Origin of the sequence: Flavobacterium sp. 5, assembly GCF_002813295.1 — a bacterium.
Classification (GTDB): Bacteria; Bacteroidota; Bacteroidia; order Flavobacteriales; family Flavobacteriaceae; genus Flavobacterium.
In genome coordinates, this window is sequence record NZ_PHUE01000001.1 from 4,165,737 (window position 1) to 4,190,968 (window position 25,232).

Consider the following 25,232-nt stretch of genomic DNA (forward strand, 5'->3'; position numbering starts at 1 on the left):
ACTGGAGTACAGCAAAAACAGCCTAAAACAATTAAAAAATAATCAAAAATGAGTTTCATATTCCGACACCTTTATTATTTCCTGCAAACGTTTAGAAAATATAATATTAATACGCCTTTACGGATTGCTCATTTTTTGGCGCAAATCACGCACGAAACAGGCAATTTCAGGTGGCTGACAGAATTAGGAGGAAAATCATATTTCAAAAAATATGACATTCAATTTAATCCCAAAAAAGCTAAAGAGCTGGGGAATTTACAAAAAGGAGATGGGTATAAATTCAAAGCTAGGGGTTTTATTCATTTAACAGGACGGGCTAATTATCAAAAGTATAAAGAATATTCAGGAATAGATGTTATTAATAATCCAGCTTTAGCAGCTAGAATTGATATTGCCTTAGATATTGCGGGGTGGTACTGGCAAAACAACAATATCAATACTTACTCTGATATAGACGATGTTGTCACAGTTACTAAAAAAGTAAACGGAGGCACTAATCAATTATCTGAAAGAAAGGCTTATCTGGACTACTACAAACTGCAAAAACTATCATTACCCTTTCTTGAAACAAAAGTAGTTTAATTTAAAAAAAAGAATATGCTATTATATCAAAACAAAGTATCGGCTGCCTTTATAGATAAGGTAATCAAAATATCAAAAAACATCAATGTTGACCCTGATTGGACAATGGCTCTTATAGGCTTTGAAACAGCAGGAACTTTTTCTCCTAGTATTACTAATAAGTTAGGTTATACTGGTTTAATTCAATTTGGTGAAGATGCTGCAAAAGATTTAGGAACAACAACTGCCAAATTAAGAACAATGACCGCCGTAGAGCAGTTGGACTGGGTCGAAAAATATTACAAGCTTTGGTACAAACGATTAGGAATTACAAAAGCTGATAGTTTTCTAGATATGTACCTCGTTACGTTTTTCCCAAAAGCAGTAAATAAGCCTTTAGATTATATAATTAAAAGCAGTAGTATTTCAGCGGAAAAAATTGCAAAAGCCAATCCAATTTTTGATATAAATAAAGACGGAAAAATCACTTTAGCAGAAATTGAAAAAGTAATGCTAGGAAGGCTCCCTAATCAATGGTTACAAAAATTAAAAAAAAAGGCTTAGATAACGTAATTCCTATTTTATTAGTAAGCTTTGGAATTGGAATGGTAACCTATAAATTATACAAATGGCAAAAACAGAAATAACAGAATGGTTAGTAAATAACTCTAAGCAAGTCAAAGAAATAGCATTATTCATATTCGTGGTAACAATGGGGACAATTACAAAAATGATAGAAGCAGTTAGAAAAGGAACAAAGTTTACAATAGCGTGGTTAATCAGCGAATTAATCATGTCCTTTTTTGTTGCACTAACGGTTTATGCAGTTTTTGATCAGTTTTTACAAGTTAATAAGCTTTTTTCTTTTATGATGTGTGCTTGGAGTGGCACGTTTAGTAGCACTTTTCAGGAAAAAGGAAAAGATTTGGTAGTATCTGTTTTTGAGTATATAAAAATATGGATTAAAGTAAAACTTACGTGAAGCATAAAATTTTAGACCTAGCCATTCAGTCAGCTAGTATGCATATAGGTGTTGATCTGCATCACGTTCTACAGCTTTCGGAAATTATTATTTACCAATTAAAAAACAAAATTAAAACCCTATAAAATGAAAAAATCAGTTTTACAATTTTGCAAAATACTACTTATTATTTCGGCTATGTTTTTTGCTTCAGTAAGTTGTAAGTCATCCATTGCAACACCGTTACAAGAACCTATCGTTATTCATCACGATACAAAAAACACAAACACAGAAAAAGAAACCATAAACCAGCCAATTAACAATAATACTGTTATCCCGGTCATTGCATCCAATACCAATAATAGTGTTTTTGACAGTTTGGTTAATAGCAAAGTTGACGAAATTTTGAACAAACTCAATTATAAAAACCAATCAGGTGATAATAGTTTAGAAGTCAAATACAACGCTTTACTAAAAGAACTGCAAATATTGTCTAAAATAGGTAAAACATCGAGCAAAGCCACTTCTAAAAACGATAAGGAAACTATAGAAGTTCCTGTAATAAAGCAAGTTCCATACCCAGTAATCCAACCACTAACCAAACTGCAAAAACTATTAATTGCCTTGGGGGTTGGGTTTGCTGGATTTTACACAATTAAATATGGATTAAAATTAGTATCAATTGTAAAAGGTAGCACATTATGGGGTTAAGAGTGAAACATGTAGTAATTGGTTTGTCAGTTCTAGGAGCTGGAGCAATTTATGTACAACAAAGAGTAAAAAATTTAACCGAAATTATGGTGAAACTTATCCCGATCCCTACAGGATTACGAAACATTAGAGTTGAAAAAGGGATTTTCAAATGTAACATCGATGTAACTATTCATAACCCAACCAGCGAAGCCTTTGACCCAAACGGAATAATTGTAACTGTAAAACGATTGGATGTAAAATCCAAAGCAGGAACATTATTAGGTAAAGTAAATATCAATAAAAATAGTATAAACATTCCTGCTAATGGTAAATATATACTAAAAGATTTGTTGGTTGAAATTGATAGTATGGGATTATTATTAAATCTTTCTAGTTTGTTAAAAATTAAATCTTTAGCTGATATAAAAGCAGATGTAGTGATCGGTATTTTGGGAACTGAGTATATAATTCCACAATTATAATAATAATGAGTACAGTTAAAGAATTTCCGTTTGGCAGTCCAAAAAAAGAAAATTTTGAACTGCACACCAATTTAAATGAAAAAAGAGTTTGGAATAAACCAGTAAAAAAACACTTTACTCGAGCAAAGAAAATAACTACTGTACCAGATCTAAAAAAAGTGAAAACACCTGGATTAAATGCTAGTGAGCAAGCTATCATTTTACCATCATTAGAATATTTTTCTGAACCTGATTCAGAGGGGTTAAATGGTGCTGTTACTCCTGATGAAATTTATTCGTATATAACCGATATGTTAATTAATACAATTAATAAAGTTGGTCATTTGCCTTGGCAAAAAGAATGGACTGGTTCGGGATCAAGTAATGCAGCTATGAATTACGCTAGTAAAAAAGAATACACAGGCGCAAATTTTCTTTTAAATTTTGATATAAAATTTGATGAAAACAAAGAACCTTATTTAGTGCCTGTTGAATTTATACAGCCATATTATTTAACGTTTAATCAAATTGTAGAAGCAAAAGCAATTCTTAAAAAGGACAGCAAAGCAAGACGTGTAATTTATTATACAATGATTTTCAATTATGACAGCCCAACTGCTAAAATTAAAACAAGCGATAAGGCTAAATTCAATGCTTTTGTGAAAGCTAACGGATTGACAAAACAAGATTTAAAAATTAATTTAAAAAAGATACCAGTTTTAAAATATTACAATGTTTTTCGGGCTGATGATTGTACAGGTTTAAAGTTCCCTAAGGAAAAAGCAGATAAAAAGCAGACCAATCCAATTGAAGAGGCACAAAAAATAATTGATAATTACCCTAATCCACCGAAATATACATTCATTGGCGACAAAGCATATTATAGACCATCGAACGACACTTTAAACATGCCATCGATTGAGGCTTTTAACAGTGAAGCATTTTATTATTCAACTTTTTTTCACGAAATGACCCATAGTACAGGAGCAGAAAAAAGATTGAAACGTGATTTTTCGGGAAAATTCGGTGACAAATCATACGCTTATGAAGAATTAATTGCAGAACTCGGTGCTGTTTTTCTTTGTTCCGAAAGTGGAATATTATTCCATACAAGGGAAAATTCAGCAAAGTATCTGCAAAGCTGGAATAAAAAGTTAGTAGATGAATTAGAAAATGATAATCGTTTTTTCCTGAAAGCATCAGCACAAGCCCAAAAAGCTACAAACCGTATTTTAGGGCGTGAAGTGGCAAACACAGAAACTCCAGTAACGCCCGAAAAATTGGTTAAAAAGAAAGTTGCTCGAGTAAAGAAAAAAAGTACACAGATAGAGTTGTTTTCTGGATTAAATGCAAAACCGAAAAAAGCAGTTTGCCAAAAAAAAACAATAATGACCAAAGCAAAGGAAGTTAAAAGCGACCCAAAACCAGTAAAAACAATCTCACACCTGGATAAAAATAGTTTAGCCTATAAAATGGCAAATCAGTCTAAAGACGTTGAATATTTTACAATTCAAGACAAAAATATAAGCCGTCTTTTGGGAAAAATAGAAAAGAAAACTAAAGATAGTGTTTTTATTTCCCTAACTGGCGGTGAGGGTTCAATGAAAACAAGAATGGCATTTCAGTTTATGAATGCCTTTGCACAAAATTATAAAGTTGGTCACGCAAGTATTGAGGAACATCCCGAAAGCGTATTGTATTTTGATAAAGCCAAACAATATTTAAACCAAAAAGCCCAGGAGAATCTTTTCAATCCTGAAATCAATAATTTATCCAGCTTACACAGTCTAATCCTTAAAAACGATGTGATTGTAATTGACAGCTTTACCAAAATGAAAGAAATTGAAAAATCTTTCGAAGTTGACAGAGATTTAAGAAAAAAATACAACGGAAAATTATTCATAGTTATTTTCCAGCAAACAACTGGCGGTTCAATGCGTGGAGGTTCTAAAAGCCAATTTGATGCTGATATAGTGTTGTTTACTGAAAAATTTGAGGATTACAAGCAAAACTATGTTTATGCCACCAAGAATAGGTATAGTTTGGAATCGGGGCTTAAATTCAATATTTACGAAAAACAATTGCAAGGCGCAAAAAAAGAGAAAGGACCTGGAACTGAAGTACAGACCAAAACAAAGAAATTATCATTTAAAGTAAAATAATATGAAAAAAATAATAATAGGAGGGGTGCTTCTTGGAGGTGTTTTTTTAGTGTATAAATCAACGCAAAAGCCTGATCCAGATAAAGTACAAGCATTAGTAAATGACATTAATGCTAGAGGTGAACAAAAATACAGTTATGTGTATTCTAAAATGAGTAAAGACGAAATTGATTTATTTTATGACGCTTTAATTTTAAAAAAATATGGTCAAAATCCAGATTCCACAAAATTAAAAATGGCAAATGTTTTAATCAAATTAGGAATTGTTGTAGGAACATAAAAAAGTAATAATCAAATAAAAATCAAAAAAATGGCAACAAAGAAACCAGTATCAAAAAAGAAAAGTGTAAGCGCAAAAAAATTATGTTCTAGCGTTATCGTCAAAGATGGCTTAAAAAAAGATGGCACGCTAAAAAAAGGTTACAAATACATCAAAGGCGGCAAGATTGTGAAAGCAAAAGCTAGTAAAAAATAATATTAAAAAACACCAATAATGGTAGTAAATCAATCTCTAAAATTTATTAAGAAGCAAAATGGAAACGTTTTGCTTCTTAAAAAAGAAGATAATTCTTTTATAGCTTCTTTTATACCGTCTCTCACTATTGAACGGGATAAAAATGACGCCAATCGCTTTGAAGTAATGTCGCAATATATAGATTATCGTTCCATTGATTGCGAAGCATGTTCACCTGTTATTGTTGCTGATAATTTTGACGAGTTTTTAATAGAGCTTTCTGAGAATTTTTTTTTTTTGAATAAAAAAAACTGCTGCAATAAGTTTGGACGGATCACTTTAAAAGACAAAGGCGTAAACAATTGTATTTTAAATACTGGTGAAGAGTTAGAGGCAGGCGATATTGTTTCTTATTGGATAGACTTAGATAACTACTGTGAAACTGGGATATATCATGGGGGCGATACTTTAGACAACGATAATTTTGAACCTCTTACAGTGCATAACATGGGAACATCCTGCTCATTACCTATAGATGCAGTAGTATCAGATTGGTCTGACTGGTCTAGTTGTCTTGATGGTGAACAATCTCGCACAAGAACTGTAATAATTCCAGCTTATAATGGTGGTAACACTCCAGTTCTTGTAGAAATACAATCATGTAGTATAACAGAGGCACAAGTTATTGCTGGAAATCATTATAAGCCTATAAAAAACGTTAGTTCCGTTAGAACTGATAAAATTAAAAGTACAGTAAATGTTTATTTTGATGGTGTTTTAGCTAATACAAACATATTAGACATTGTTGCCGATCCTTCATACGATAGCATTGGAGACAATTTTTTACAATATGCACTTGAGGGAGTTGTTGTAATGATTGAACAAATTTTAGAACCTACAAATGACGTTGCTGTTAAAAGTGAGATTAAAAATTATAACTATCCTGATTATATTTCAGCAATTTCAACGGAAACTGTTTTAGGTACTTTAGGTAGTGTTGTGACAAACACTTTAACTTTTGTTATGCCTAGTACCCCAATGGCATTTGTTGCAACCGCCGATTTTATATAAACATAAAAATATAAACCAAACCTAATAATATGAAGTACAAAAAAAAGTACAGGCTGCTGAAAAAACGCCTGGATCAATTAGAATTAATTGTAAAGCCTAATTCGTTAACACTGACAGATGAAAATGATAATAATCATACTGTTATACTGAAAATAAACAGTCAAGGCAATTTTGAGAATTATCATGAAAGAATAAAAATAGAAAACCAAAAAGAAATAATAACACAAGAAACAAATTTATAATTATGAAAAAGATTTTATTAGCATTTTTATTATTTTTTGCTTTTATAGCAAATGCACAAAAAAATTACCAAATTGAAAGCCAGTTAAAATTAAAAACTGTTCCATTTGGTGAAAATACAGATAGTTTAGTTTCAATTAGTGCTAATGGACTAATTAGAAAATTGCCTAAGAGTTCAATATCTAGTACTAGTACTACTCCTAATCTCAACCAAGTAGCATCAAAAGGTAATTATATTTCAGACAGCGAGTCTACTTTAACTATGTATCCGTATGGAATAGACATAGATGACACAAGCAATAATAGGACTATGATGAACAGATACGGATTTATAGTAGGAAAATTGGATGAAAATAAATGGGCTAATCTATCTAATAATAGCCTAATGTTTAGAGTAGGAGTAGGAGATAGAGATAAATTTTTAAGGTATGGAACTGTTCCCTCTATATTTACTACGGTTTTTTTAGACATGCCTAATGTAAGTGGAATAATTCCCGTTTCAGTAGGAGGTCATTTTGCTGATGCTAATGGGAATATAGAAATATCATCTACCATACCTACTTTAGATCAAGTATTAGCAACGGGAGATACTGCTATAGATAAACAAATGACTATATACTCTATTCCTGATAATTTAAATGCAAGTTTTGGACATTATGGTATATCGCTATTTAATAATAGCTCAGGTTCTAGTATATCTCTTAATACTGATTTTAGTTTAACTTATCGTAGAGGTTTTGGACATGATAAGATTTTTAGATATGGAACCGAAACAAGCTATTCTTATTATTATGATTTACCTACAGCTAGCGGAACTATGCCTATGTCATTAAATGGCATTTTTGCAGATGATAACGGTAACATAATTGCATCACCAATTACTACAACTTTCACAACTAATGATGGAAAAACAGTTACGGTAACAAATGGTGTAATTACAAATGTAGAATAATGGAAAAATTTTTAAACTTGGTTTTGGGCACTAATGACGTGCCTACCTATTTCGCAGCTTTGTTTTTTGCCATGATTGGAGTAGTAATAATTCTGCTTGTAAAATCTAAAAAAAGAGATAAAACAAGCCAAAACACACCGTATCATTTTAGTTTTAAATTCTTGATTTTGGATAATTTAAAGGAAATTATTTTAGGATTTTTATTAATCATGATTGCATTAAGATTTTCAATTGAGTATGCAGGTGTTGGCTTAACAATGTGGTACGCTCTGGGTGTTGGATTATCAATACAAAAGTTATCGGGTTATATTTCAAAACTCGAATCAGGAGCGAGGAAATAAAGTTATTATAGTCATAAGAAAAAAAAGCGGTGCAATTTGTACCGCTTTTTTTATTGGCCAGTAAAGCCATTATTTACTGTACAAGATCAAAAATAATATCCAGGTTTTCCCCCAATCCCCCAATGTTTATATTTTTTTTCATCCCTGTTTATAAACAAAAACTGCTAAAAACACAGTTTGTAAACGTTTTGTAAACAGTTTAATAATTTGCAAATCAGTATTTTATAAAATAAAATCCAATTGTTTACAATGTTTACATTTTTTTTCTATACTTGCCTTTGGCGTGTTACGCAATTCTTAAAATGCTGTCCATATTATAAATTTCTACATTGGTAATTTGATCTACAATATGTACATAAATCATTGTCATTTCAATTTTGCTATGTCCTAATATCTTTTGCAAATGTATGATATTGCCACCACAAATTAAAAAATTAGTAGCAAAGCTATGTCTGGAAACGTGGTAAGTTACTTTTTTCCGAATCCCTAAAACTTTCGCAATTTCTTTCAATTCCCTATTGACATACTCATTTGTATAATTGCCATCAAAAAGAGTGGTATTGTTTATGTACTTCAGAGCTGAAACACTCAACGGAATGCGTTGTATTTTAGCTGTTTTTTCAGCTGTAAAAAATACAACGTCATTCATTATATTTTCAGTACTCAAATTCATAATGTCGGAAAAGCGCATCCCAGTAAAGCATGAAAATAAGAACCTGGATAAAATATTTTTATGCGCCTCTTTTATAAAGCTAGAGTTATAATATTCGTCCAGCTTCTTAATTTCTTCGGGCATTAGAAACGTGCGATTGCCCGCAAAAGATTTATTTTTTATTTCGTTAAACTCTAAAGGGGAAACAATTCCTTTTTTATTGGCAATATGCAGGTATTTTTTGAATGACTTTATGAGCGTTGCAATTGTTGCAGGCGTATTCTTTAATTTGTTTTTGCAATGTGTTTTTAAGTCCTGAATTAAGTCTTCATTAATATCGTGAAAATACAAAGGGTTTTTAAAATCCGTGACTTTGTTCAACATTGTCATTTGCTGTCTGTATGTTCCTTTCTTTAGAATTTCTTTTTGTCGTATCATTTCTTCTTTCCAGAATGCAATAAAATCAATTACAGCTGTTGGGCTTTGCAATTCCATAATTAGAGCCTCCATTGTCAAAATTTGATGCTGTAAACGGTATTTTATTTGAATTTGATTAATATCAGCCATTTTTTGCTCAATAATGAGATTGTAATCTTTACTAAACTTAAAAGATTGCCTTACACGTTGTTTTATTTTGTCAAAATCTTTTGCAGGCACATTTATGCCCATAGGTAATTTTATACGCTCCTTATTAATAAATATCTGCAAATAAATAGCACTAGTTCCGTCCGTTTTTACAAACTCATTTATCTTGACTTTGCATGTAAACGACCCACTCATAAACGCTGGGTAGTTAAGTGGGTAGTTTGCTGGTGTTCTTTGCGCTTTATACATACGTAAATATTATTTTGACATATCCCTAAAATGCTATAGGCGAGAAACTTAGCCTTTTCAGGATAAGTTTCTCGCCTATGCGATTTGTAATTTTGTGACCTTGACTGGATTCAAACCAGTAACCTCTTGAGCCGTAATCAAGTGCGCTATTCAGTTGCGCCACAAGGCCATTTTACTTATTTGTTTACTGTAATAGTAAACGTGTTTGCGGGTGCAAATATAGGAATAAATATGTATCTTGCAAGTATGATTTTGAATAAAAAATAAAAAAAATGAGTTTAGAAAAATATATACGTGATATTCAAGACTTTCCAAAGGAAGGAATTTTGTTTAAAGACATTACTCCGTTGCTAATTGATGCAAAAGTGAGACAAGAATGCTTGGAAATATTGATTTCATCTGTAAAAAACAAGAAAATTGATAAGGTTATTGGTGTTGAAAGTCGTGGTTTTTTCTTTGGGATGCTTTTGGCTCAGGAATTAAACGTAGGTTTTGTTCCTGTTAGAAAACCTAATAAATTGCCTTTTGATACAATTTCGGCTTCTTATGATTTAGAATACGGAACAGATACACTTGAAATTCATACTGATTCAATTCAAAAAGGAGATAGAGTTCTTATCCACGACGATGTTTTGGCAACAGGGGGAACTGCAAAAGCAGTTTGCGAATTGGTAGAAAAATTGGGAGGTGTAATTGTACAGTGTAATTTTATAATGGAAATCGCTTTTCTAAACGGTAGAGATAAGATTGCAGGAAACGAAATTTTTGCTGCAATAACATATTAATTTTTAAAGACAGATTTTTAGTTTTTAGGAATGCTGTAAATTAAGATTTAATCTGTTTTTCTAGTATAAGTTTAAAGTGCTCTTGAGGTTACATAATAACGATAGGCAATAATAGCCAATTGCCATTTTTTTGCTTTGGATACATCCAATCCTTGTTTGGTAAAACTGGGTAAAATAATTTTATTGATTTGGGCTAGAACTTTATACATATTTAATTTTTTTCAAAGATATAAAAAAAGACGATTATGATGAGTAATCGTCTTTTTTGTGAATTATAATGAAATTTTTTAGTTTTCTGGATTAGGTTGGTACTCCTTCATTTGCTTTTCATAAACTTCCATTTTTTTATCAAATTCTTCCATTTGTTTGTTGAATGGTTCCATCTGTTTATCAAATTCTGCCATTTGTTTATCGAAAGCTTCTATTTGTGGTTGCAATTTTTCCATTTTAGCATCATAATCTTCCATCTTTTTTTCGAAATCTTTCCATGCTTTTTTGTCACCATTTACAGGGTCGCCTTTTGGAGGAGTTGGTGCTTTTGGAAATATTGGTGCTTTTGGATTTTTAAAAACTGGGGGAGTTGGTGGTGTAGGAGCAACGGGCATGTTTTTGTCATTAAATCTATACTCTCCATTTTTAGTTATGATTCTGATTTCTTTTTCATCATTATTATTTGTAACATCTACTCTTACAATTTCTTTAGAATCTAATTTATCCATTTCCGTTTTATCTGATTGTTCTCCATCAATAAAAATCTGAGTTTCATCATCGATACGGATATTTGGAGAATTCTCACTAATGTTTGCAATTTCTTTTTTGTCCATTTTATTATCATCCATAAAATCAATGGTTAACTTTCCATCAGAATCTTTGTTGATGACTATGGCAAATGTTTTTATTGCTTCGGAACTTTTGGTAGTTCTTTTTTCAGACAATTCTTTGCCTTTTTTAATTTCTACAGTTATAGCGGTTAATTCGTTGCTTGAATTCCTTTTTGTATTTGTGAACCGAACCTCGATACCATAATTTTTATTAATTGTAGAAGCTGTTTCTTTTAAATCATTTTCTGTAGAGTTTTTATTGATTTTATAGATATTAACATCTTCAGTTTTTGAAATTAAGTTTGATTTTTCGGTTGATAAAGTTTGATTTTTTTCTTTTGCAATAACTTCCATTTGGAATAAAAAGACGAAGGCAACTAATGCCGGAATTATCAAAGCATATTTGAAAAAATTCCATTTTTTTGATTGATTTTTGTTTAACATAACGATTCGTTTTTTGATTAATGATTGATAAAAATGATTGGTAAGTACGACACAATTTTCGTGTGTTGTTATTTTTAAAAGTGTAAGTTGATACGCTTTTTTATCGGATATGTTTTTTGATGCTTCGCTATCTGCGATGAATTCCAGATTTTGTAAAATGGCATTTTTGTACAGCCAAATAAATGGGTTGAACCAGAAAAGAATACAAAATACACGCGTGATTAAAACGTCTATTGTATGATATTGTTCGCTATGTACTTTTTCGTGCTCTAGAATGCTTTCCATTTCCGACTCGTTATACAAAGAGGAATTGTAAACAATGGTATTAAAATACGAAAAGGGAGCAATATTTTCTTGTAAATCTATGAACTTGTGATCTGCTTGTTGTTTAATTTGTTTACCTTTTAGTACTCGATTAAGGTGGTAAAAGTCAAAAGCAAACTGCATTAAAAACAATACTGTCCCTATTGCATAAGCGGATGCCAAAACGAGATACCAATTGATTTCAAAGCTATCTTTTTGGATAGGTGTTGTTGGAATTTTTGACCAATCTAAAGAGTTTTGTATTGGTTCTACCCAAACAATAGTGGTAAAAACTATCCATGGCAAAATTACGGATGTAAACAAACCAGCTAGGAGAAACCAACGATTTGTAGTAAAGAAAGTCTCTTTTCGCAGTAGCAAATAATAAGCAAGAAAGAACATTGTTATTAGTCCGCTTGATTTTGCAATATATATGAATAGTGTTTCCATAATTTATTATTGTTTTTGTTCAATCATAGTAAGAATTTCACGTAATTCGGCTGCTGAAATTTTTTCTTCTTTAGCAAAAAAGGAAACCATGTTTTTATAGGAGCTATTAAAATAATTATCAATTGCGCTACTCATAAAACCTTTTCGGTAATCCTCGATACTCACAATTGGAAAATATTGATGAGTGTTTCCAAAGGCATTGTGACTCACATATCCTTTTTCTTCAAGATTGCGTACTATGGTTGAAAGTGTGTTATAATGAGGCTGATCTTCGGTGATTTCGGCCATGACTTCTTTTACGAATGCTTTTTTAAGCTTCCATAAAATATGCATGATTTCTTCTTCTTTGTTGGTTAATTTTTGCATGAGCTTTTATTATTAATTCTGTTTTTAATAGTATAAAAAGTTGAACAGATTATTTTATTTTTTATCCTTAGTTTTAATTTTAATAATTCCATTTAAGGCATTCTCTCCATATTTTGAAATCATAGTGGCTTTTTCAGATTCTGAAAGATCAAATAATTTAGGAGAACAACTAACACTTTCTACGTTTTCAGGATTAAGATTCTCCAAAGATTTAGCTTCTTTAAGCTGACCATCAATAATTATAATCATTTTTTTATAATCAAAACTTTTTTCTGTAAAAATGCTTTTGAATACATCACTTGAGCTAATATAATGACCAATGCGAACATCTTTTTTTGTAACGATGTCGATTACTCCATTTTTACCAATATTTCCATATTTAAATACAGCCTGTAGACTATTATAGATATGTATGCTTTCGATAGGAAGAGAATTAAAATCTATATTTAAATGATTAGGGACTGCCATTCCATCAATAATTATTAATGAATTATCTGTTCTTGTGCTTGATTTAGTTTGTACTTTAGAATTTATATTAACAATTGTGTTAGTATCTGTGTTAATATTGATATCAGTTTTTGTATTATTATTATTATTATTAACGTTAACATTTGTATTAATTTTTGGATTTTGAACTTTTTTTTCTTCTGTTTTTAAATCGTCACTTACTGTAGAATTATTCATTTTGTTATTGGTAATAAGATTGATTTTTTTTGAACCATTTTCTTCAGTAACAATAATAATATCACAGTCTTTGATGGCATTGTCACCTTTAATTTGAATTGTTTGGGCTTCTTTAGTTCCTTTTTGTATATCTACTTTGATATTGGTTAATTCATTATTTGAGTTTCTTTTTATCTCTGATATAATAACATCAACATTGTGAATTGATTTTACTTTTTCGGCAATTTTTTTAAGTTCTTGATCTGTCGTAATTTTTAGAATTTTGTAAGCATCTATTGATTTAGTTTTTTTAACAGATTCTTTTTTAATTAGATTTCTTTCTTTTGCAATGACTTCTATTTGGAATAAAAGCACAAAAGCTACAAGTGCGGGAATTACCAAAGTGTATTTCCATGAATTCTTCTTTTTTGATTGATTTTTGTTTAACATAACGATTCGTTTTTTAATTAATGATTGATAAAAATGATTGGTGATTGCGATACAATTTTCATGTGTCGTTATTTTTAAAAGAATGTATTGATACACCTTTTTGTCTGAAAGTTTTTTGGATGCTTCGCTGTCTGCAATGAATTCTAAGTTTTGTGTAATTGCTTTTTTATAAAGCCAGATAATTGGGTTGAACCAAAAAAGAATGCAAAAGATTCTTGAGATCAGTACATCAACGGTATGATTTTGTTCGCTGTGTACTTTTTCGTGTTCAATAATATTTTCCAATTCAGTGGCGCTGTACAATGATGAGTTGTACACTATATAATTGAAATAAGAAAAGGGAGCAATATTTTCAGTTGTATCAATAAATTTAAAATCAGCTTGTTGTTGTGTTTTTTTACCTCTCAAAACCGAGTTTAAACTATAAAAATCCATTGCGAATTTTATAAGGAATGATAAAAATCCGATGCTGTAAATGGCTAGAATTAAATAGTTCCAATTGATTTCAATAGATTCCTTTTCTATGATAGGAGGAATAAAAGCTGATTGAAAATTCAAATTTGTTATTGGAGCAGGGTCGACCCAGATAATTTTAGTGTAAAATAAAAACGGTAATATTGCCGATGTAAATAAGCCTCCTAATAAAAACCATCTGTTGCCAGAAAAGAAGGTTTCTTTGTACAATAGTAAGAAGTAGGTAATATAAAACACAGTTAATAACCCACTTGATTTTGCAATATAAATGAAAAGTGTCTCCATTAACGATTATTTTTTTTCGGTTTGGTTTTCAATCATAGTAAGAATTTCACGTAATTCGGCTGCTGAAATTTTTTCTTCTTTGGCAAAAAAGGAAACCATGTTTTTATACGAGCTATTAAAATAATTATCAATAGCGGTATTCATAAAACCTTTTCGGTAGTCTTCAATATTTACGATTGGATAATATTGATGGGTGTTTCCAAAGGCATTGTAGCTTACATATCCTTTTTCTTCCAGATTGCGTACAATGGTTGAAAGCGTGTTATAATGTGGTTGGTCTTCAGTGATTTCGGCCATGACTTCTTTTACGAATGCTTTTTTAAGCCTCCACAAAATATGCATGATTTCTTCTTCTTTGTTGGTGAGTTTTTGCATTTTATTTCTTTATTTTAAAATATTTCTCATTAGTACATAACAAACATACAACTATATTTTTAGTTTTAAAACTATAAAAGTAGTTATTTAACTAAAAATTTAGTTTTCAATTGGTTTTGTTGAGATGAGAGCTGAGTTTTTCTTAACAGATTTTCAAAACCTATTGGATAAGTTTAAAAAAATGTTTGTCCTGAAAAATTCTTTTGAATAAAAAAGCTGCCTTTTTGCGTGAGTGATAGGAGCAAGCTACCGAAGTAGCACGGATAGCACGACAGCATCATGGTAAATGGGCTAATATAGATAATGATTGGCAGCCCATTTATTATGATGCTGGCACGCCCAAATGATATTTTTAAATTATTATTTTTGTGAAGTATGTATCATTTTGTTCAGCCAAAAACAGCAAACCAAGGATAATGCTCCCAATGTTCCCATAACAAACCAATTGACTTGATAGTTATAGTGAGCAATAATTTCCAGACCGGTTTTTGAACTGGCAATATGTGCCAAACTAAAACTCATTGTGTACAAACCCATATATTGTCCTTCTTGCCCTTTTGGCGCACGGTTGAGAGCAACCGCATTGACAAAAGGGAATAAGAAAATTTCCCCAAAAGTGAGTAAGACGATGCTAATTACCAGAATGCCTACCCAAGAATCGATTAACAAAATGTAATAGCCAAGCGTAATGAATAATGCTCCAATTGCAATGCTCTTAATTTTGTTAGTTTTTCTCCTTTCTAACGTACTTACGATGGGCATCTCCAAAAGGAAAACTAATAGTCCGTTAATGGAAAGTAGCATTCCAGTTTGAAATTCACTGAGTCCGAATTTTTCGTTGTGGTATAAAGGTAAAGTCGAAAATATTTGAAGAAAAACCATAAAAGTAACAAAACTGATAAAGAGTAACAGCCAAAATGGTTTGTCTTTATAAACGGATTTTCGGGTAGTTGTTACTATAGTGTCCTCAGTAGCAACTGCAGTTTTCTTTTTTTCTTTAATGCATATAGCAAATATTAAAATGGCTATGATACAAGTGCTTCCGTCAACCCAGAATAAGCCTTGGTATCCCATTCCTATGATAATCAATCCTCCCAATGCTGGGCCTGCCGTAAATCCTAGATTTACAGCTAAACGAACTAATGATAGCGCACGAACTCGATTTTCGGGTTTGGCATATACACTTAGAGATACAAACATGGCAGGACGAAACATATCGGAAATAGCCATGATGATGAACATTCCAAAGCATAATCCCCAAAAGGTTGTAATATATTGTAATAGAATAAATAGAATTCCGCTCGTAAAAAGGCTAAAAATCATGATTTTATAAAAACCTATTTTATCACTCAACTTTCCTCCAATCCAAGAACCTAGCATAGAACCCAATCCAAATGCAACCATAATCCATCCCACTTCACCGTAGGTAAAATTCAAATCTTCCTTTAAATATTTGGATAAAAAAGGCAGAACCATAGTTCCAGCTCTATTGATAAAAGTGACCAAAGCAAGAATCCAAACTTCACGTGTGAAGCCTTTAAAATTGTTTACGTAACGACCTAGAGCAGTTTTGAGCATGGTAGATAAATTCTGTGAACACAAATCTACAAAGTTTTTTGGAGCTAATTTATTTATTAGTTTGGGTTCCATTATTTGTTTATATAAGTCATAAACTTTGTGGCTTTCTAACTTTAAACTATTTTTGCATAAAATTTAAATGATTATGAGAGTTATACTGACTTTGGTTCTATTGGCAGTTTTTAATTTTGGCTTTGCTCAAGAAAAATTTAACGCTACTGCTGTCAAAAAATTTCAAAAAGACCTCAATACCGAATATGCAGATGCAAAGACCAGCCCTTTGGCAACTGAAGACTTAGCTCATTTCAAATCGCTAGATTTTTATCCGATAAACGAAAAAGCTTATGTGGTTGCTCAATTCATAAGAACGGAGAATGAAAAACCATTTGGAATGCAAACTTCAACAGCTAGAAAACCAATGTATGTAAAATATGGAGAGGTTCATTTTCAGATGGAAGGGAAAGAGTTTAAATTGAATGTGTATCGCAATATTGAATTTTCGAAAAAAGAAGAATACAAAGATGATTTGTTTTTGCCTTTCTCGGATTTGACTTCGGGTAAGGAGAGTTACATTGGTGGGAAATACATTGATTTGAAAATCCCAACAGGTAATACCATAGTGATCGATTTTAATTTATCATACAATCCATATTGTGCTTATAATCATAAGTATTCCTGTCCAAAAGTACCTTTGGAAAACGATTTGGCTATTGAAATCAAAGCAGGTGTAAAGAAGTTTCATGATTAATGAAGTTCTTTAATTTACATACTCACAAATTTACGAATCAAGAATCAGTTTTGGAATTGGTAAATCAATACCCACAAGAGTTTGATGCTTCCATTCCGTTTTATTCTATTGGTATTCATCCGTGGTATATTGACAAGCAAAGACTTGAAGCTGATTTGCAGATTATTGAAAACAAATTACAAGAACCAAATTGTCTTGCCGTTGGCGAATGTGGATTAGATAAGCGTATAGAAATTTCACTTGAATTGCAGAAAAAAGTTTTTGAAAAGCAATTGCTATTGGCTCAAAAATACAATAAAGCAGTTGTGATTCATTGCGTGGCCGCATTTCAAGAAGTAATTGCAATTAAAAAACAATTAAAAATTACAGTTCCTATGCTTATTCATGGTTTTTCAAAAAATAAGCAAGTAGCCAAGGAATTAATTGACAACGGTTTTTATATTTCATTTGGGAAATATCTCATGCGCAATCATGATATGGAAAGTGTTTTTCTAAGTGTTCCTAATGATCGTTTTTTTTTGGAAACAGATATACTAGATGAGGGTATAGAAGAAGTATATTCGTTGGGAGCTCAATATAAAAATATTGATATTGAAGAATTGCAACAAATAATAAATAACAATTTTAAACAGGTTTTTAACTTTTAAAAACCAAAAAAATATTAAACTTTAAACAAAGAATTATGGCAGAGTGGACAGAAAGAGCCGAATTATTATTTAAAAAAGAAGGATTGCAAAATTTGCAAAATGCACATGTAATGGTTGTAGGTCTAGGAGGAGTAGGCTCTTTTGCTGCTGAATTTTTGGCTAGAGCAGGAGTGGGAACGATGACAATTGTAGATGGTGATATAGTAGATATAACCAATATAAACAGACAATTACCTGCTTTGCATTCTACTGTTGGGCAACCTAAAGTGAACGTTGTAGGGGATCGCTTAATGGATATTAATCCTGAATTGAATTTGATACGAGTGAAAGAATTCCTTTCGCCAGAACGTGCATATGAAATTGTTACTGACGAATATGATTATGTTTTAGATTGTATTGACAGTGTAACTCCAAAATTGAATTTGATTATTTCTGCTAGAAGAAAAAAAGTCAGAATCATAAGCAGTATGGGAGCTGGTGGGAAAATGGATGCTTCCAAAGTAAAAGTGACTGATATCTCAAAAACCATAAATTGCTATTTTGCTAAAACCATCAGAAAGCGCTTAAAAAAAGAGAAAATTAATAAAGTGAAGGTGGTTTTTTCTTCCGAAATTCAAGATGAATCCAGTTTGCGTATGACAGATGGATCTAATTTTAAAAAATCATTTTATGGCACTAATAGCTATATGCCTGGGTTATTTGGGTTGTATGCTGCCGAAACTGTGATCCGATTTTTACTTAAAAAAGAGTAAATTTTAATAATCAGGGTTTAGAAATACAAAAATAAAATAGCACAATAAACTTAATCACTTTGTGACTAAGTAACTTAGAAACTTAAAAAAAATGATACAAACAGTAATTTTTGATATGGATGGTGTGATTGTCGATACAGAACTTGTACACCGTTATGCATATTTCAAACAATTTAGGGAACTCAATATTGAAGTTCCAGAGGAAATGTATACTTCATTTACAGGACTATCAACCCGAAATACTTTTCAGATTTTGAAAGATTATTTTAAGTTGGAACAAGAAGTCGAAGATTTGATTCTGAGAAAAAGAGCCATTTTTAATGATGCGTTTGATAGTAAAGAAGATTTGGCTTTGTTAGATGGTGTAGAAAATTTAATTAAAGATTTTTATCAAAATGAAATGCAGTTGATTGTAGCTTCATCAGCTTCCAAGGAAACAATAAACAGGGTTTTTACGCGTTTTGACTTGCACCAATATTTTACTCATATTGTTAGCGGAGAAGATTTTCCAAAATCAAAACCGCATCCAGCTATTTTCTTGCATGCAGCTTCTTTGTCAATTGCTCCAAAGGAAAATTGTATAGTTATTGAAGATAGTGCTAATGGCGTAAAGGCTGCAAAAGCGGCTGATATTTTTTGTGTTGGATATAATAGCTTCCATTCTAAGGATCAGGACTTATCATTGGCAGATGTAGTAATCAATCATTTTGACGAATTGAATTTTGAAAAAGTTTCACAATATTAATTGTTGTATTTTTTTAAATAGTTTATAAATTAAAGATGTATCGAATTTCAGTACAGTAATACATGCTTTTATAGGCAAGATATTTTAATTTTTGGAATATTTTTTTTTGATTTTTCATAATAGCATTTTTTAGTTAACTAGTGATATAAAGACCTTTTATGAATTAAACTTGGTTTAGTTACATTACAAAATTAGACCTGAATACTTTTTTTCTTGTTATATAATTTTTAAAAAAGCTTATATGATTTCTAAATTTCTATATGGAATGAAACTTTAAAAAATAGAATAATAACTGATTTTGAATTAAGGAAATATTAACACCATTGATTTTCTGAATTTGTAAATTTGAACACAAACAAAAAAAACATATATGAAAAAGATTCTTATTGCTTTCGCTTTTATAATAGCGCCATTAATTACAGAGGCTCAATTAAAGACGCCTCAAGCTAGTCCAAAAGCTACTGTTTTTCAAACAGTTGGATTAACAGATGTGGAAATTGTGTATTGCAGACCAGCTGCTAGAGGAAGAGCTGTATTTGGTAATTTGGTGCCTTTTGGAAAAGTTTGGAGAACTGGAGCCAATGAAAATACTACAATATCTTTTAGTGAAGACGTTACAATCGATGGTAAAACATTACCAAAAGGAAAATATGCTTTGTATACAATTCCTAAAATTGAAAGTTGGGAAGTAATTTTTTATTCAACTACAAACAATTGGGGAAATCCTGAAACATGGAATGAAGCTAATGTCGTTTTAAGAACTACGGTAAAAGAAGACGCAATATCTAAATCAGTTGAATCTTTCACAATAGGTATAGGTAATTTGACTACTGATACGGCTACCTTAGATATGGCTTGGGAAAACTCATCTGTTTCGATGAAGTTTACAGTTCCAACTCAAAAAGAAGTATTAGCAAATATTGAAAAAGTTTTGGCTGGACCAACATCTGCAGATTATTTTTCGGCAGCACAATACATTTATCAATCTAATGGTGATAATGCAAAAGCATTGAGTTATATGGATAAAGCAATGGAAATGAGTACAGAAAAACCATATTGGTACACTCGCCAAAAATCATTGATTCAAGCTAGAGCGGGAGATAAAAAAGGGGCTATTGAAACTGCAAATCTTTCTCTTGTAGCTGCAGAAGCCGCAAAAAATCAAGATTATGTGAAAATGAATAGAGAAAGTATCTCAGAGTGGAGTAAAAAATAATCTTATAAATTTTTAGAATTTCATAACAACATAAAAAGCTCAAAGATTCGCTAAAATATATTAGCGAATTTTTGAGCTTTTTCTTTGGAAGAATTTTAAACTAGTGAAGGCTCATTTTCTTCATCCTTAAACAAAGTTGTTTGAAACATGTAGGATAATACAATTGTCAGTAGTGCTCCAATGAAATTAAGCCATAAATAACCTAGTTTTTCCGACCCGCTTGGGTAAATAAAATTGGTAAAATAGTAGATAATAAAAATGGTAATTTGGCTAATTACTGCACTATAAAAGATCGATTTTCCACGTATTTTTTGGGTATAAAAACCAACAAGAAAAATTCCCAAAACGGTTCCGTAAAATATAGACCCTATGATGTTTACCAGTTGAATTAAGTTTTCAAAAAGTGTTGCAATACAAGCAAATCCTATAGCAATGATTCCCCACATAAGTGTGAAGAGTTTCGTCATATTTAAATAATGTTTTTCGGTTTTTTCTAATTTTACATTACGTTTGTAAATGTCAATAGCAGTTGTAGAAGCCAGTGCATTAAGCCCCGAAGCTGTAGAGGACATTGCTGCCGAAATAATTACTGCTAGTAATAAACCTATAAGTCCTTTGGGTAAATAGTGTAGAATGAAATAGAAAAACACATAATCCTTGTCGTTGGTTTCTGCTTTATTATTTGCTTTAGAAATAATTTCTCGTGCTTGACCTCTCAATTCTTTTTCTTTTATGGCCAAATCAACTAGTTCTTTTCGAAGAGTAGGATTGTCATAATCTTGATTAAGTTGATCGATATACAGCAAATTTACTACTTTTTCATCTTCAGATAATTTATCCAGATCCTTTTGAAGTTTTTGATATTCTCCTTTGTATTTTGAGTTTTCAACTATAATTTTATTATTTGGATTAAAGTTTAATGGAGTTGAGTTGAATTGAAAAAAAATAAAAACCATTACACCAGTAAGCAAAATTAAGAATTGCATAGGAACTTTTAAAAGCCCATTCATGATTAATCCCATTTGGCTTTCACGAACAGATTTTCCAGATAAATAGCGACCTACTTGTGATTGGTCTGTGCCAAAATAGGCTAATGCCAGAAAAAAACCTCCAGTAATTCCACTCCAAAAAGTATATTTTTCATCTAAGTCAAAAGAGAAATTAACAATATTCATTTTCTGATTTGCACCGGCAATATGTAAGGCATTATCAAAAGTCATATCATTAGGTAAATAGTCCAGAATCAGAAAAAAAGTAATTACCATTCCTGCCAAAATCACAAACATTTGCTGTTTCTGAGTAACATTTACTGCTTTGGTTCCTCCCGAAAAGGTATAAATGATTACCAAAATTCCAATAACGATATTCATATAAGTTAAGTCCCAGCCTAGCAATGCCGATAAAATGATAGAAGGAGCATAGATCGTAATTCCTGTTCCTAATCCTCTTTGAACTAAAAATAAAATGGCAGCTAATGAACGTGTTTTAAGATCGAATCTTTTTTCTAAATATTCATAAGCTGTATAAACTTTATATTTGTGATAAATAGGAATAAAAGTAACACAGATTACAACCATTGCAATTGGTAATCCAAAATAGAACTGTACAAACCCCATTCCATCATGATATGCTTGTCCAGGTGTTGAAAGAAAAGTAATAGCACTCGCTTGAGTAGCCATTACCGAAAGTCCAACGGTAAACCATGGGGTTTCATTATTTCCTAGAATATAATCTTCAACATTTTTACTGCCTCGAGTTTTCCAAGCGCCATAAATTACAATAAATAATAGCGTTACTATCAGTACAATCCAGTCAAATAATTGCATAAGTTAAGAGTATAATTTCATAATTAAGTAGAAAATAATAATAAACAAGGCATTGGCAATGAGAACTAATGTGTAGCTTTTTGACCAGATTTTAGGATTTTTTGAGTCCATATTATTGTTTTATTTTTTGATTAGGAATACTTACCGAAGATTTAATTGAGATTAAGTTAGATAACAATTTATAGGCTCCAGAAACACCTTCTGGTAATTCTCTAAAAAGACTTAGTCCAGTATAAATATAATTTCCTTTTCCATAAGGAGCAACTAATAAAGCACCATCTTTAGGACTTTCCCCTTTATCATTTGATGATAGGATAGGAGTGAAGGCTTTGTCGAATTCTTTAGGGTAATATAATCCTTGCTCTTGTTTCCAACCTTTAAAATCATTCTGAGTAATCGTATTAGGATAATTCAAAGTAGGATGATTGGGGTTTAGAAAACGAACTTCAGCATTTTCTTCAGTTACACGATCATTTGAAATTTTTAGAGGGTAAGGAGCAATTTTAGACGTAACCAAATCGCTATTGGTATTGTATTGTACAATCATTGTTTTGCCTCCTTTTACAAAATCAAACAAAATGTCTTGTTTGTATGCTAATGCTTGTATAGTATTGTAAGCACGCACACCAGTCATAACTACATCAAATGAATCCAGTTTTTCTGGAGTTATTTCTTCGGGTTTAACAACAGTTACTTGATACCCCATTTGTATTAAACTTTTAGGAACTTCATCGCCAGCTCCCATGATGTAAGCAATTTTTTCTGGATTTGTTTTTAAATCAAAACGAATACATTTTACTTCTGCTGTTTTTAAAACCTGTTGTTTTGTAATATGATCATAATTAATAATAATTTGCTCTTTATCATAAGGTATATTATCAATAGTTGCAATACTCTTGGCTACAATTTCACTCATTTGTGATGGAGGAGTAACCTCAAAATATACTGTTTGTTCCATTCCTTTTTTGTCTAATTGAAAAGCAATAGATTGAGGTGATACTTTCCATTCTTTAGGTAAATCTAGTTTTAAATTCCCTTTAATATCATCTTTTCCAGACTTTATACTTATACCAACATATTTGGGTTTTGTATTTGGAAAAAGTAATACTTTATCTTGAATTGTTGTTGTTATTTCAGGAACAATATCTAAGAAATTATAAACTTCACCTTTTACATCGTCGTTGTATTTGTAAACAACGGTTCGTTCAAAAGGGATTTCGATATCATTAATTTTTACATTAAAAATTACTTTGACTTCTCTAATAATATCAGGGATTCCTATGTTTTTTTGATCTTCAACAGTGTATAAGCCAACGGTCCCTTTTTCTTTTAACCAATAGGGTTGTGTATAGTTAATTGATTGTGGTAACTGCAAATCGAGTTTGTTATTTTGAACACTGTTGTTTTTTAAACTGATATTAAAAACTGTAGTTTTTTGTTCGGGTAAAGTATAAACACTAATTAATTGCATGTTAATTGGGCTCCGGTTAATAGCTTCCAAATTTAGTTTTAAAAGACTTCCAGGAGTTACTTCTTGAGCGTTAGAAATAGCTTCCAAAAACAAACCAGAGCAATTTGCAATTATTTTTTTTATTTCTTCAGATTTAATCGTTTTCCAGTGATTTTCATTCAATGACTGAATCATCGAATAGGCTTTTACCAAATTTGGAATACTTGCAGAAGGGTTTTTAAAATCATACTGATTAGCAATAGTACTAATTAATTCACCAATAGGTTTTCCATCTTTTACTCGGTTCCAACTCGTATCAATACCTTCAAAAATAGATGCTTTATTTTGTAAAGGCTCTCCTTTTAAATACTCTAAATATTCAGTATCTTCTCCACGTGATCCAGTACTTCCAAAACCTTGAGATTTATGACTACTACGACTTAATGCAGCTATTTCTTGATTCGATTTTCCAATAGTAGGGTAATAAACACCTGTTTGAATGGCTACTAAATTAGTTTTATTTGCTGCTTCAAATTTTTCTTTGCTACCATAAAACCACCAAGAAGTATTAAAAAACACTCTTTTTGGTTGCCAAGGGTGTTCTAATGTTAATTGTTCAGGGAAAGCAGTTGGATTATTAGCAAGATCAAATCCTTCCATACTTAGCATAGCTGATGATGTATGATGCCCATGAGTAGTGCCAGGTGATCTATGATCAAATCGGTTGATAATTACATCAGGTTGAAATTTTCTAACGACCCAAACTAAGTCGGCTAATACTTTTTCTTTATCCCAAATTTGTAATGTTTCTTCAGGGTTTTTAGAATATCCAAAATCATTAGCTCTAGAAAAAAATTGTTCTCCTCCATCAATTTTCCTGGCTTCAAGAAGTTCTTGTGTTCTAATGACTCCTAATAATTCTCGTAATTGGGGTCCAATTAAATTTTGACCACCATCTCCGCGAGTCAAAGATAAATAACCTGTTCGGGCATGAATTTCATTGGACATATAAGAAATCAAACGAGTGTTTTCATCGTCAGGATGCGCGGCTATATACAGTACAGTTCCTAAAAAATTAAGTTTCTGAATTTGATTGTATATTTCTGCAGAACTTGGTTTTTGAGGTTTTTGGGCGTTTGTTATTTGTACAGAAAGAAAAAAAAGCAAAAAGGATTTTAAAAATAGCTTTCGCATATAACGGGTTTTATTATTTTAAATAAAATTGAATAGATTAACTCCAAAAATACTAATTAAATAATGGGAATATTTGTCGTTAATTCCAAAAGTTATGTTAATGTTTAAAATTCTATAAAGTGTTTTTTTAGGCCAAATTATTTTTTTTATTGATTAAAAACAATGAAAAATAATACTATTTTATGTTAATTAATTAAAAATAGAATGCTAAATTTGAGAATGTTGTGAAATGATTTTTTTGGAATTATTTTGAAATTGCCCTTTGTTTACAATTAACT

Annotated in this window: 27 protein-coding genes and 1 tRNA gene; 18 read left to right on the forward strand and 10 right to left on the reverse strand. The window is 31.1% G+C overall.

The annotated features are described in order from the left end of the window. The first annotated feature begins 48 nt into the window (after positions 1-48). The 12 genes from CLU82_RS17495 to CLU82_RS17545 all read left to right on the forward strand — a co-directional run bounded on the left by CLU82_RS17495 (position 49) and on the right by CLU82_RS17545 (position 7,896). Positions 49-582 carry a glycoside hydrolase family 19 protein gene (locus CLU82_RS17495; protein ID WP_100844309.1) on the forward strand — a complete coding sequence of 178 codons (534 nt, stop codon included), beginning with the start codon at positions 49-51 and terminating at the stop codon, positions 580-582. Positions 583-597: 15 nt separating this feature from the next. Then, positions 598-1,125 carry a hypothetical protein gene (locus CLU82_RS17500; protein ID WP_100844310.1) on the forward strand — a complete coding sequence of 176 codons (528 nt, stop codon included), beginning with the start codon at positions 598-600 and terminating at the stop codon, positions 1,123-1,125. 64 nt (positions 1,126-1,189) lie between these two features. Continuing rightward, positions 1,190-1,543 (forward strand): hypothetical protein, encoded by a 354-nt coding sequence (locus tag CLU82_RS17505; RefSeq protein WP_100844311.1) that lies wholly within the window; start codon positions 1,190-1,192, stop codon positions 1,541-1,543. 126 nt (positions 1,544-1,669) lie between these two features. Beyond that, entirely contained in the window at positions 1,670-2,233 is a 564-nt protein-coding gene (locus CLU82_RS17510) for a hypothetical protein (protein WP_157813394.1), read from the forward strand. 2 nt (positions 2,234-2,235) lie between these two features. Continuing rightward, positions 2,236-2,697, forward strand: coding sequence for a hypothetical protein (locus CLU82_RS17515; protein ID WP_232735265.1), 462 nt, complete (start codon positions 2,236-2,238; stop codon positions 2,695-2,697). 5 nt (positions 2,698-2,702) lie between these two features. Next, a complete protein-coding gene (locus CLU82_RS17520) occupies positions 2,703-4,838 on the forward strand; it encodes a zincin-like metallopeptidase domain-containing protein (protein WP_100844314.1) in 2,136 nt (711 codons plus the stop codon). Between the two features lies 1 nt (position 4,839). Beyond that, positions 4,840-5,118, forward strand: a complete 279-nt coding sequence (locus CLU82_RS17525; RefSeq protein ID WP_100844315.1) for a hypothetical protein — start codon at positions 4,840-4,842, stop codon at positions 5,116-5,118. A gap of 30 nt (positions 5,119-5,148) precedes the next feature. After that, complete coding sequence (locus CLU82_RS20770; RefSeq protein ID WP_157813395.1) at positions 5,149-5,313, forward strand: hypothetical protein; 165 nt, start codon at positions 5,149-5,151, stop codon at positions 5,311-5,313. A gap of 18 nt (positions 5,314-5,331) precedes the next feature. Next, complete coding sequence (locus tag CLU82_RS17530) at positions 5,332-6,363, forward strand: thrombospondin type-1 domain-containing protein (RefSeq protein ID WP_100844316.1); 1,032 nt, start codon at positions 5,332-5,334, stop codon at positions 6,361-6,363. Between the two features lie 29 nt (positions 6,364-6,392). Continuing rightward, positions 6,393-6,605: a hypothetical protein gene (locus tag CLU82_RS17535; RefSeq protein WP_100844317.1), complete on the forward strand. Its 213-nt coding sequence runs from the start codon at positions 6,393-6,395 to the stop codon at positions 6,603-6,605. A 2-nt stretch (positions 6,606-6,607) separates the two neighbouring features. Then, on the forward strand, positions 6,608-7,555 hold the full coding sequence (locus CLU82_RS17540) for a hypothetical protein (protein ID WP_100844318.1): 948 nt from the start codon (positions 6,608-6,610) through the stop codon (positions 7,553-7,555). Further along, positions 7,555-7,896: a hypothetical protein gene (locus tag CLU82_RS17545; protein ID WP_100844319.1), complete on the forward strand. Its 342-nt coding sequence runs from the start codon at positions 7,555-7,557 to the stop codon at positions 7,894-7,896. Before CLU82_RS17540 ends, CLU82_RS17545 begins: the two co-directional genes overlap by 1 nt. Before the next feature lie 286 nt (positions 7,897-8,182). Here CLU82_RS17545 and CLU82_RS17550 read toward each other — a convergent pair whose 3' ends face one another. Further along, positions 8,183-9,382 (reverse strand): site-specific integrase, encoded by a 1,200-nt coding sequence (locus CLU82_RS17550; RefSeq protein ID WP_100844320.1) that lies wholly within the window; start codon positions 9,380-9,382, stop codon positions 8,183-8,185. Between the two features lie 95 nt (positions 9,383-9,477). Continuing rightward, positions 9,478-9,551: transfer RNA gene (locus tag CLU82_RS17555), tRNA-Arg, on the reverse strand. A gap of 103 nt (positions 9,552-9,654) precedes the next feature. On the opposite strand from CLU82_RS17555, the gene CLU82_RS17560 reads away from it, so the two are divergent. After that, positions 9,655-10,167 (forward strand): adenine phosphoribosyltransferase, encoded by a 513-nt coding sequence (locus CLU82_RS17560; protein ID WP_100844321.1) that lies wholly within the window; start codon positions 9,655-9,657, stop codon positions 10,165-10,167. Between the two features lie 71 nt (positions 10,168-10,238). On the opposite strand, the gene CLU82_RS17565 is transcribed toward CLU82_RS17560, so the two are convergent. The 6 genes from CLU82_RS17565 to CLU82_RS17590 form a co-directional block, all read right to left on the reverse strand. Continuing rightward, positions 10,239-10,376 (reverse strand): SsrA-binding protein, encoded by a 138-nt coding sequence (locus CLU82_RS17565; protein ID WP_100844322.1) that lies wholly within the window; start codon positions 10,374-10,376, stop codon positions 10,239-10,241. Positions 10,377-10,454: 78 nt separating this feature from the next. Next, the gene (locus CLU82_RS17570) at positions 10,455-12,185 is read right to left on the reverse strand and encodes a M56 family metallopeptidase (RefSeq protein ID WP_100844323.1); all 1,731 of its coding nucleotides are present in this window, start codon (positions 12,183-12,185) and stop codon (positions 10,455-10,457) included. Between the two features lie 6 nt (positions 12,186-12,191). Further along, positions 12,192-12,551 carry a BlaI/MecI/CopY family transcriptional regulator gene (locus CLU82_RS17575; protein ID WP_100844324.1) on the reverse strand — a complete coding sequence of 120 codons (360 nt, stop codon included), beginning with the start codon at positions 12,549-12,551 and terminating at the stop codon, positions 12,192-12,194. 54 nt (positions 12,552-12,605) lie between these two features. Next, the gene (locus tag CLU82_RS17580) at positions 12,606-14,423 is read right to left on the reverse strand and encodes a M56 family metallopeptidase (RefSeq protein WP_100844325.1); all 1,818 of its coding nucleotides are present in this window, start codon (positions 14,421-14,423) and stop codon (positions 12,606-12,608) included. 6 nt (positions 14,424-14,429) lie between these two features. Continuing rightward, entirely contained in the window at positions 14,430-14,798 is a 369-nt protein-coding gene (locus CLU82_RS17585; RefSeq protein ID WP_100844326.1) for a BlaI/MecI/CopY family transcriptional regulator, read from the reverse strand. 360 nt (positions 14,799-15,158) lie between these two features. Continuing rightward, positions 15,159-16,376, reverse strand: coding sequence for an MFS transporter (locus tag CLU82_RS17590; RefSeq protein WP_100845070.1), 1,218 nt, complete (start codon positions 16,374-16,376; stop codon positions 15,159-15,161). 145 nt (positions 16,377-16,521) lie between these two features. Between CLU82_RS17590 and CLU82_RS17595 the strand changes: the two genes are divergently transcribed. The 5 genes from CLU82_RS17595 to CLU82_RS17615 all read left to right on the forward strand — a co-directional run bounded on the left by CLU82_RS17595 (position 16,522) and on the right by CLU82_RS17615 (position 20,484). Beyond that, positions 16,522-17,124 carry a DUF1684 domain-containing protein gene (locus tag CLU82_RS17595; protein ID WP_100844327.1) on the forward strand — a complete coding sequence of 201 codons (603 nt, stop codon included), beginning with the start codon at positions 16,522-16,524 and terminating at the stop codon, positions 17,122-17,124. Further along, entirely contained in the window at positions 17,124-17,771 is a 648-nt protein-coding gene (locus CLU82_RS17600) for a TatD family hydrolase (protein WP_100844328.1), read from the forward strand. Before CLU82_RS17595 ends, CLU82_RS17600 begins: the two co-directional genes overlap by 1 nt. A 35-nt stretch (positions 17,772-17,806) precedes the next feature. Further along, positions 17,807-18,523, forward strand: coding sequence for a ThiF family adenylyltransferase (locus tag CLU82_RS17605; protein WP_100844329.1), 717 nt, complete (start codon positions 17,807-17,809; stop codon positions 18,521-18,523). A gap of 91 nt (positions 18,524-18,614) precedes the next feature. Continuing rightward, positions 18,615-19,268: an HAD family phosphatase gene (locus CLU82_RS17610; protein WP_100844330.1), complete on the forward strand. Its 654-nt coding sequence runs from the start codon at positions 18,615-18,617 to the stop codon at positions 19,266-19,268. A 370-nt stretch (positions 19,269-19,638) separates the two neighbouring features. Beyond that, entirely contained in the window at positions 19,639-20,484 is an 846-nt protein-coding gene (locus tag CLU82_RS17615; protein WP_100844331.1) for a DUF2911 domain-containing protein, read from the forward strand. A gap of 95 nt (positions 20,485-20,579) precedes the next feature. Here the strand turns inward: CLU82_RS17615 and CLU82_RS17620 are convergent, their stop codons facing one another. Together CLU82_RS17620 and CLU82_RS17625 are read right to left on the reverse strand one after the other, a co-directional pair. Next, on the reverse strand, positions 20,580-22,310 hold the full coding sequence (locus tag CLU82_RS17620) for a sodium:solute symporter (protein WP_100844332.1): 1,731 nt from the start codon (positions 22,308-22,310) through the stop codon (positions 20,580-20,582). 112 nt (positions 22,311-22,422) lie between these two features. Next, positions 22,423-24,954, reverse strand: coding sequence for a PIG-L family deacetylase (locus tag CLU82_RS17625; protein ID WP_100844333.1), 2,532 nt, complete (start codon positions 24,952-24,954; stop codon positions 22,423-22,425). Positions 24,955-25,232: the final 278 nt, after the last annotated feature.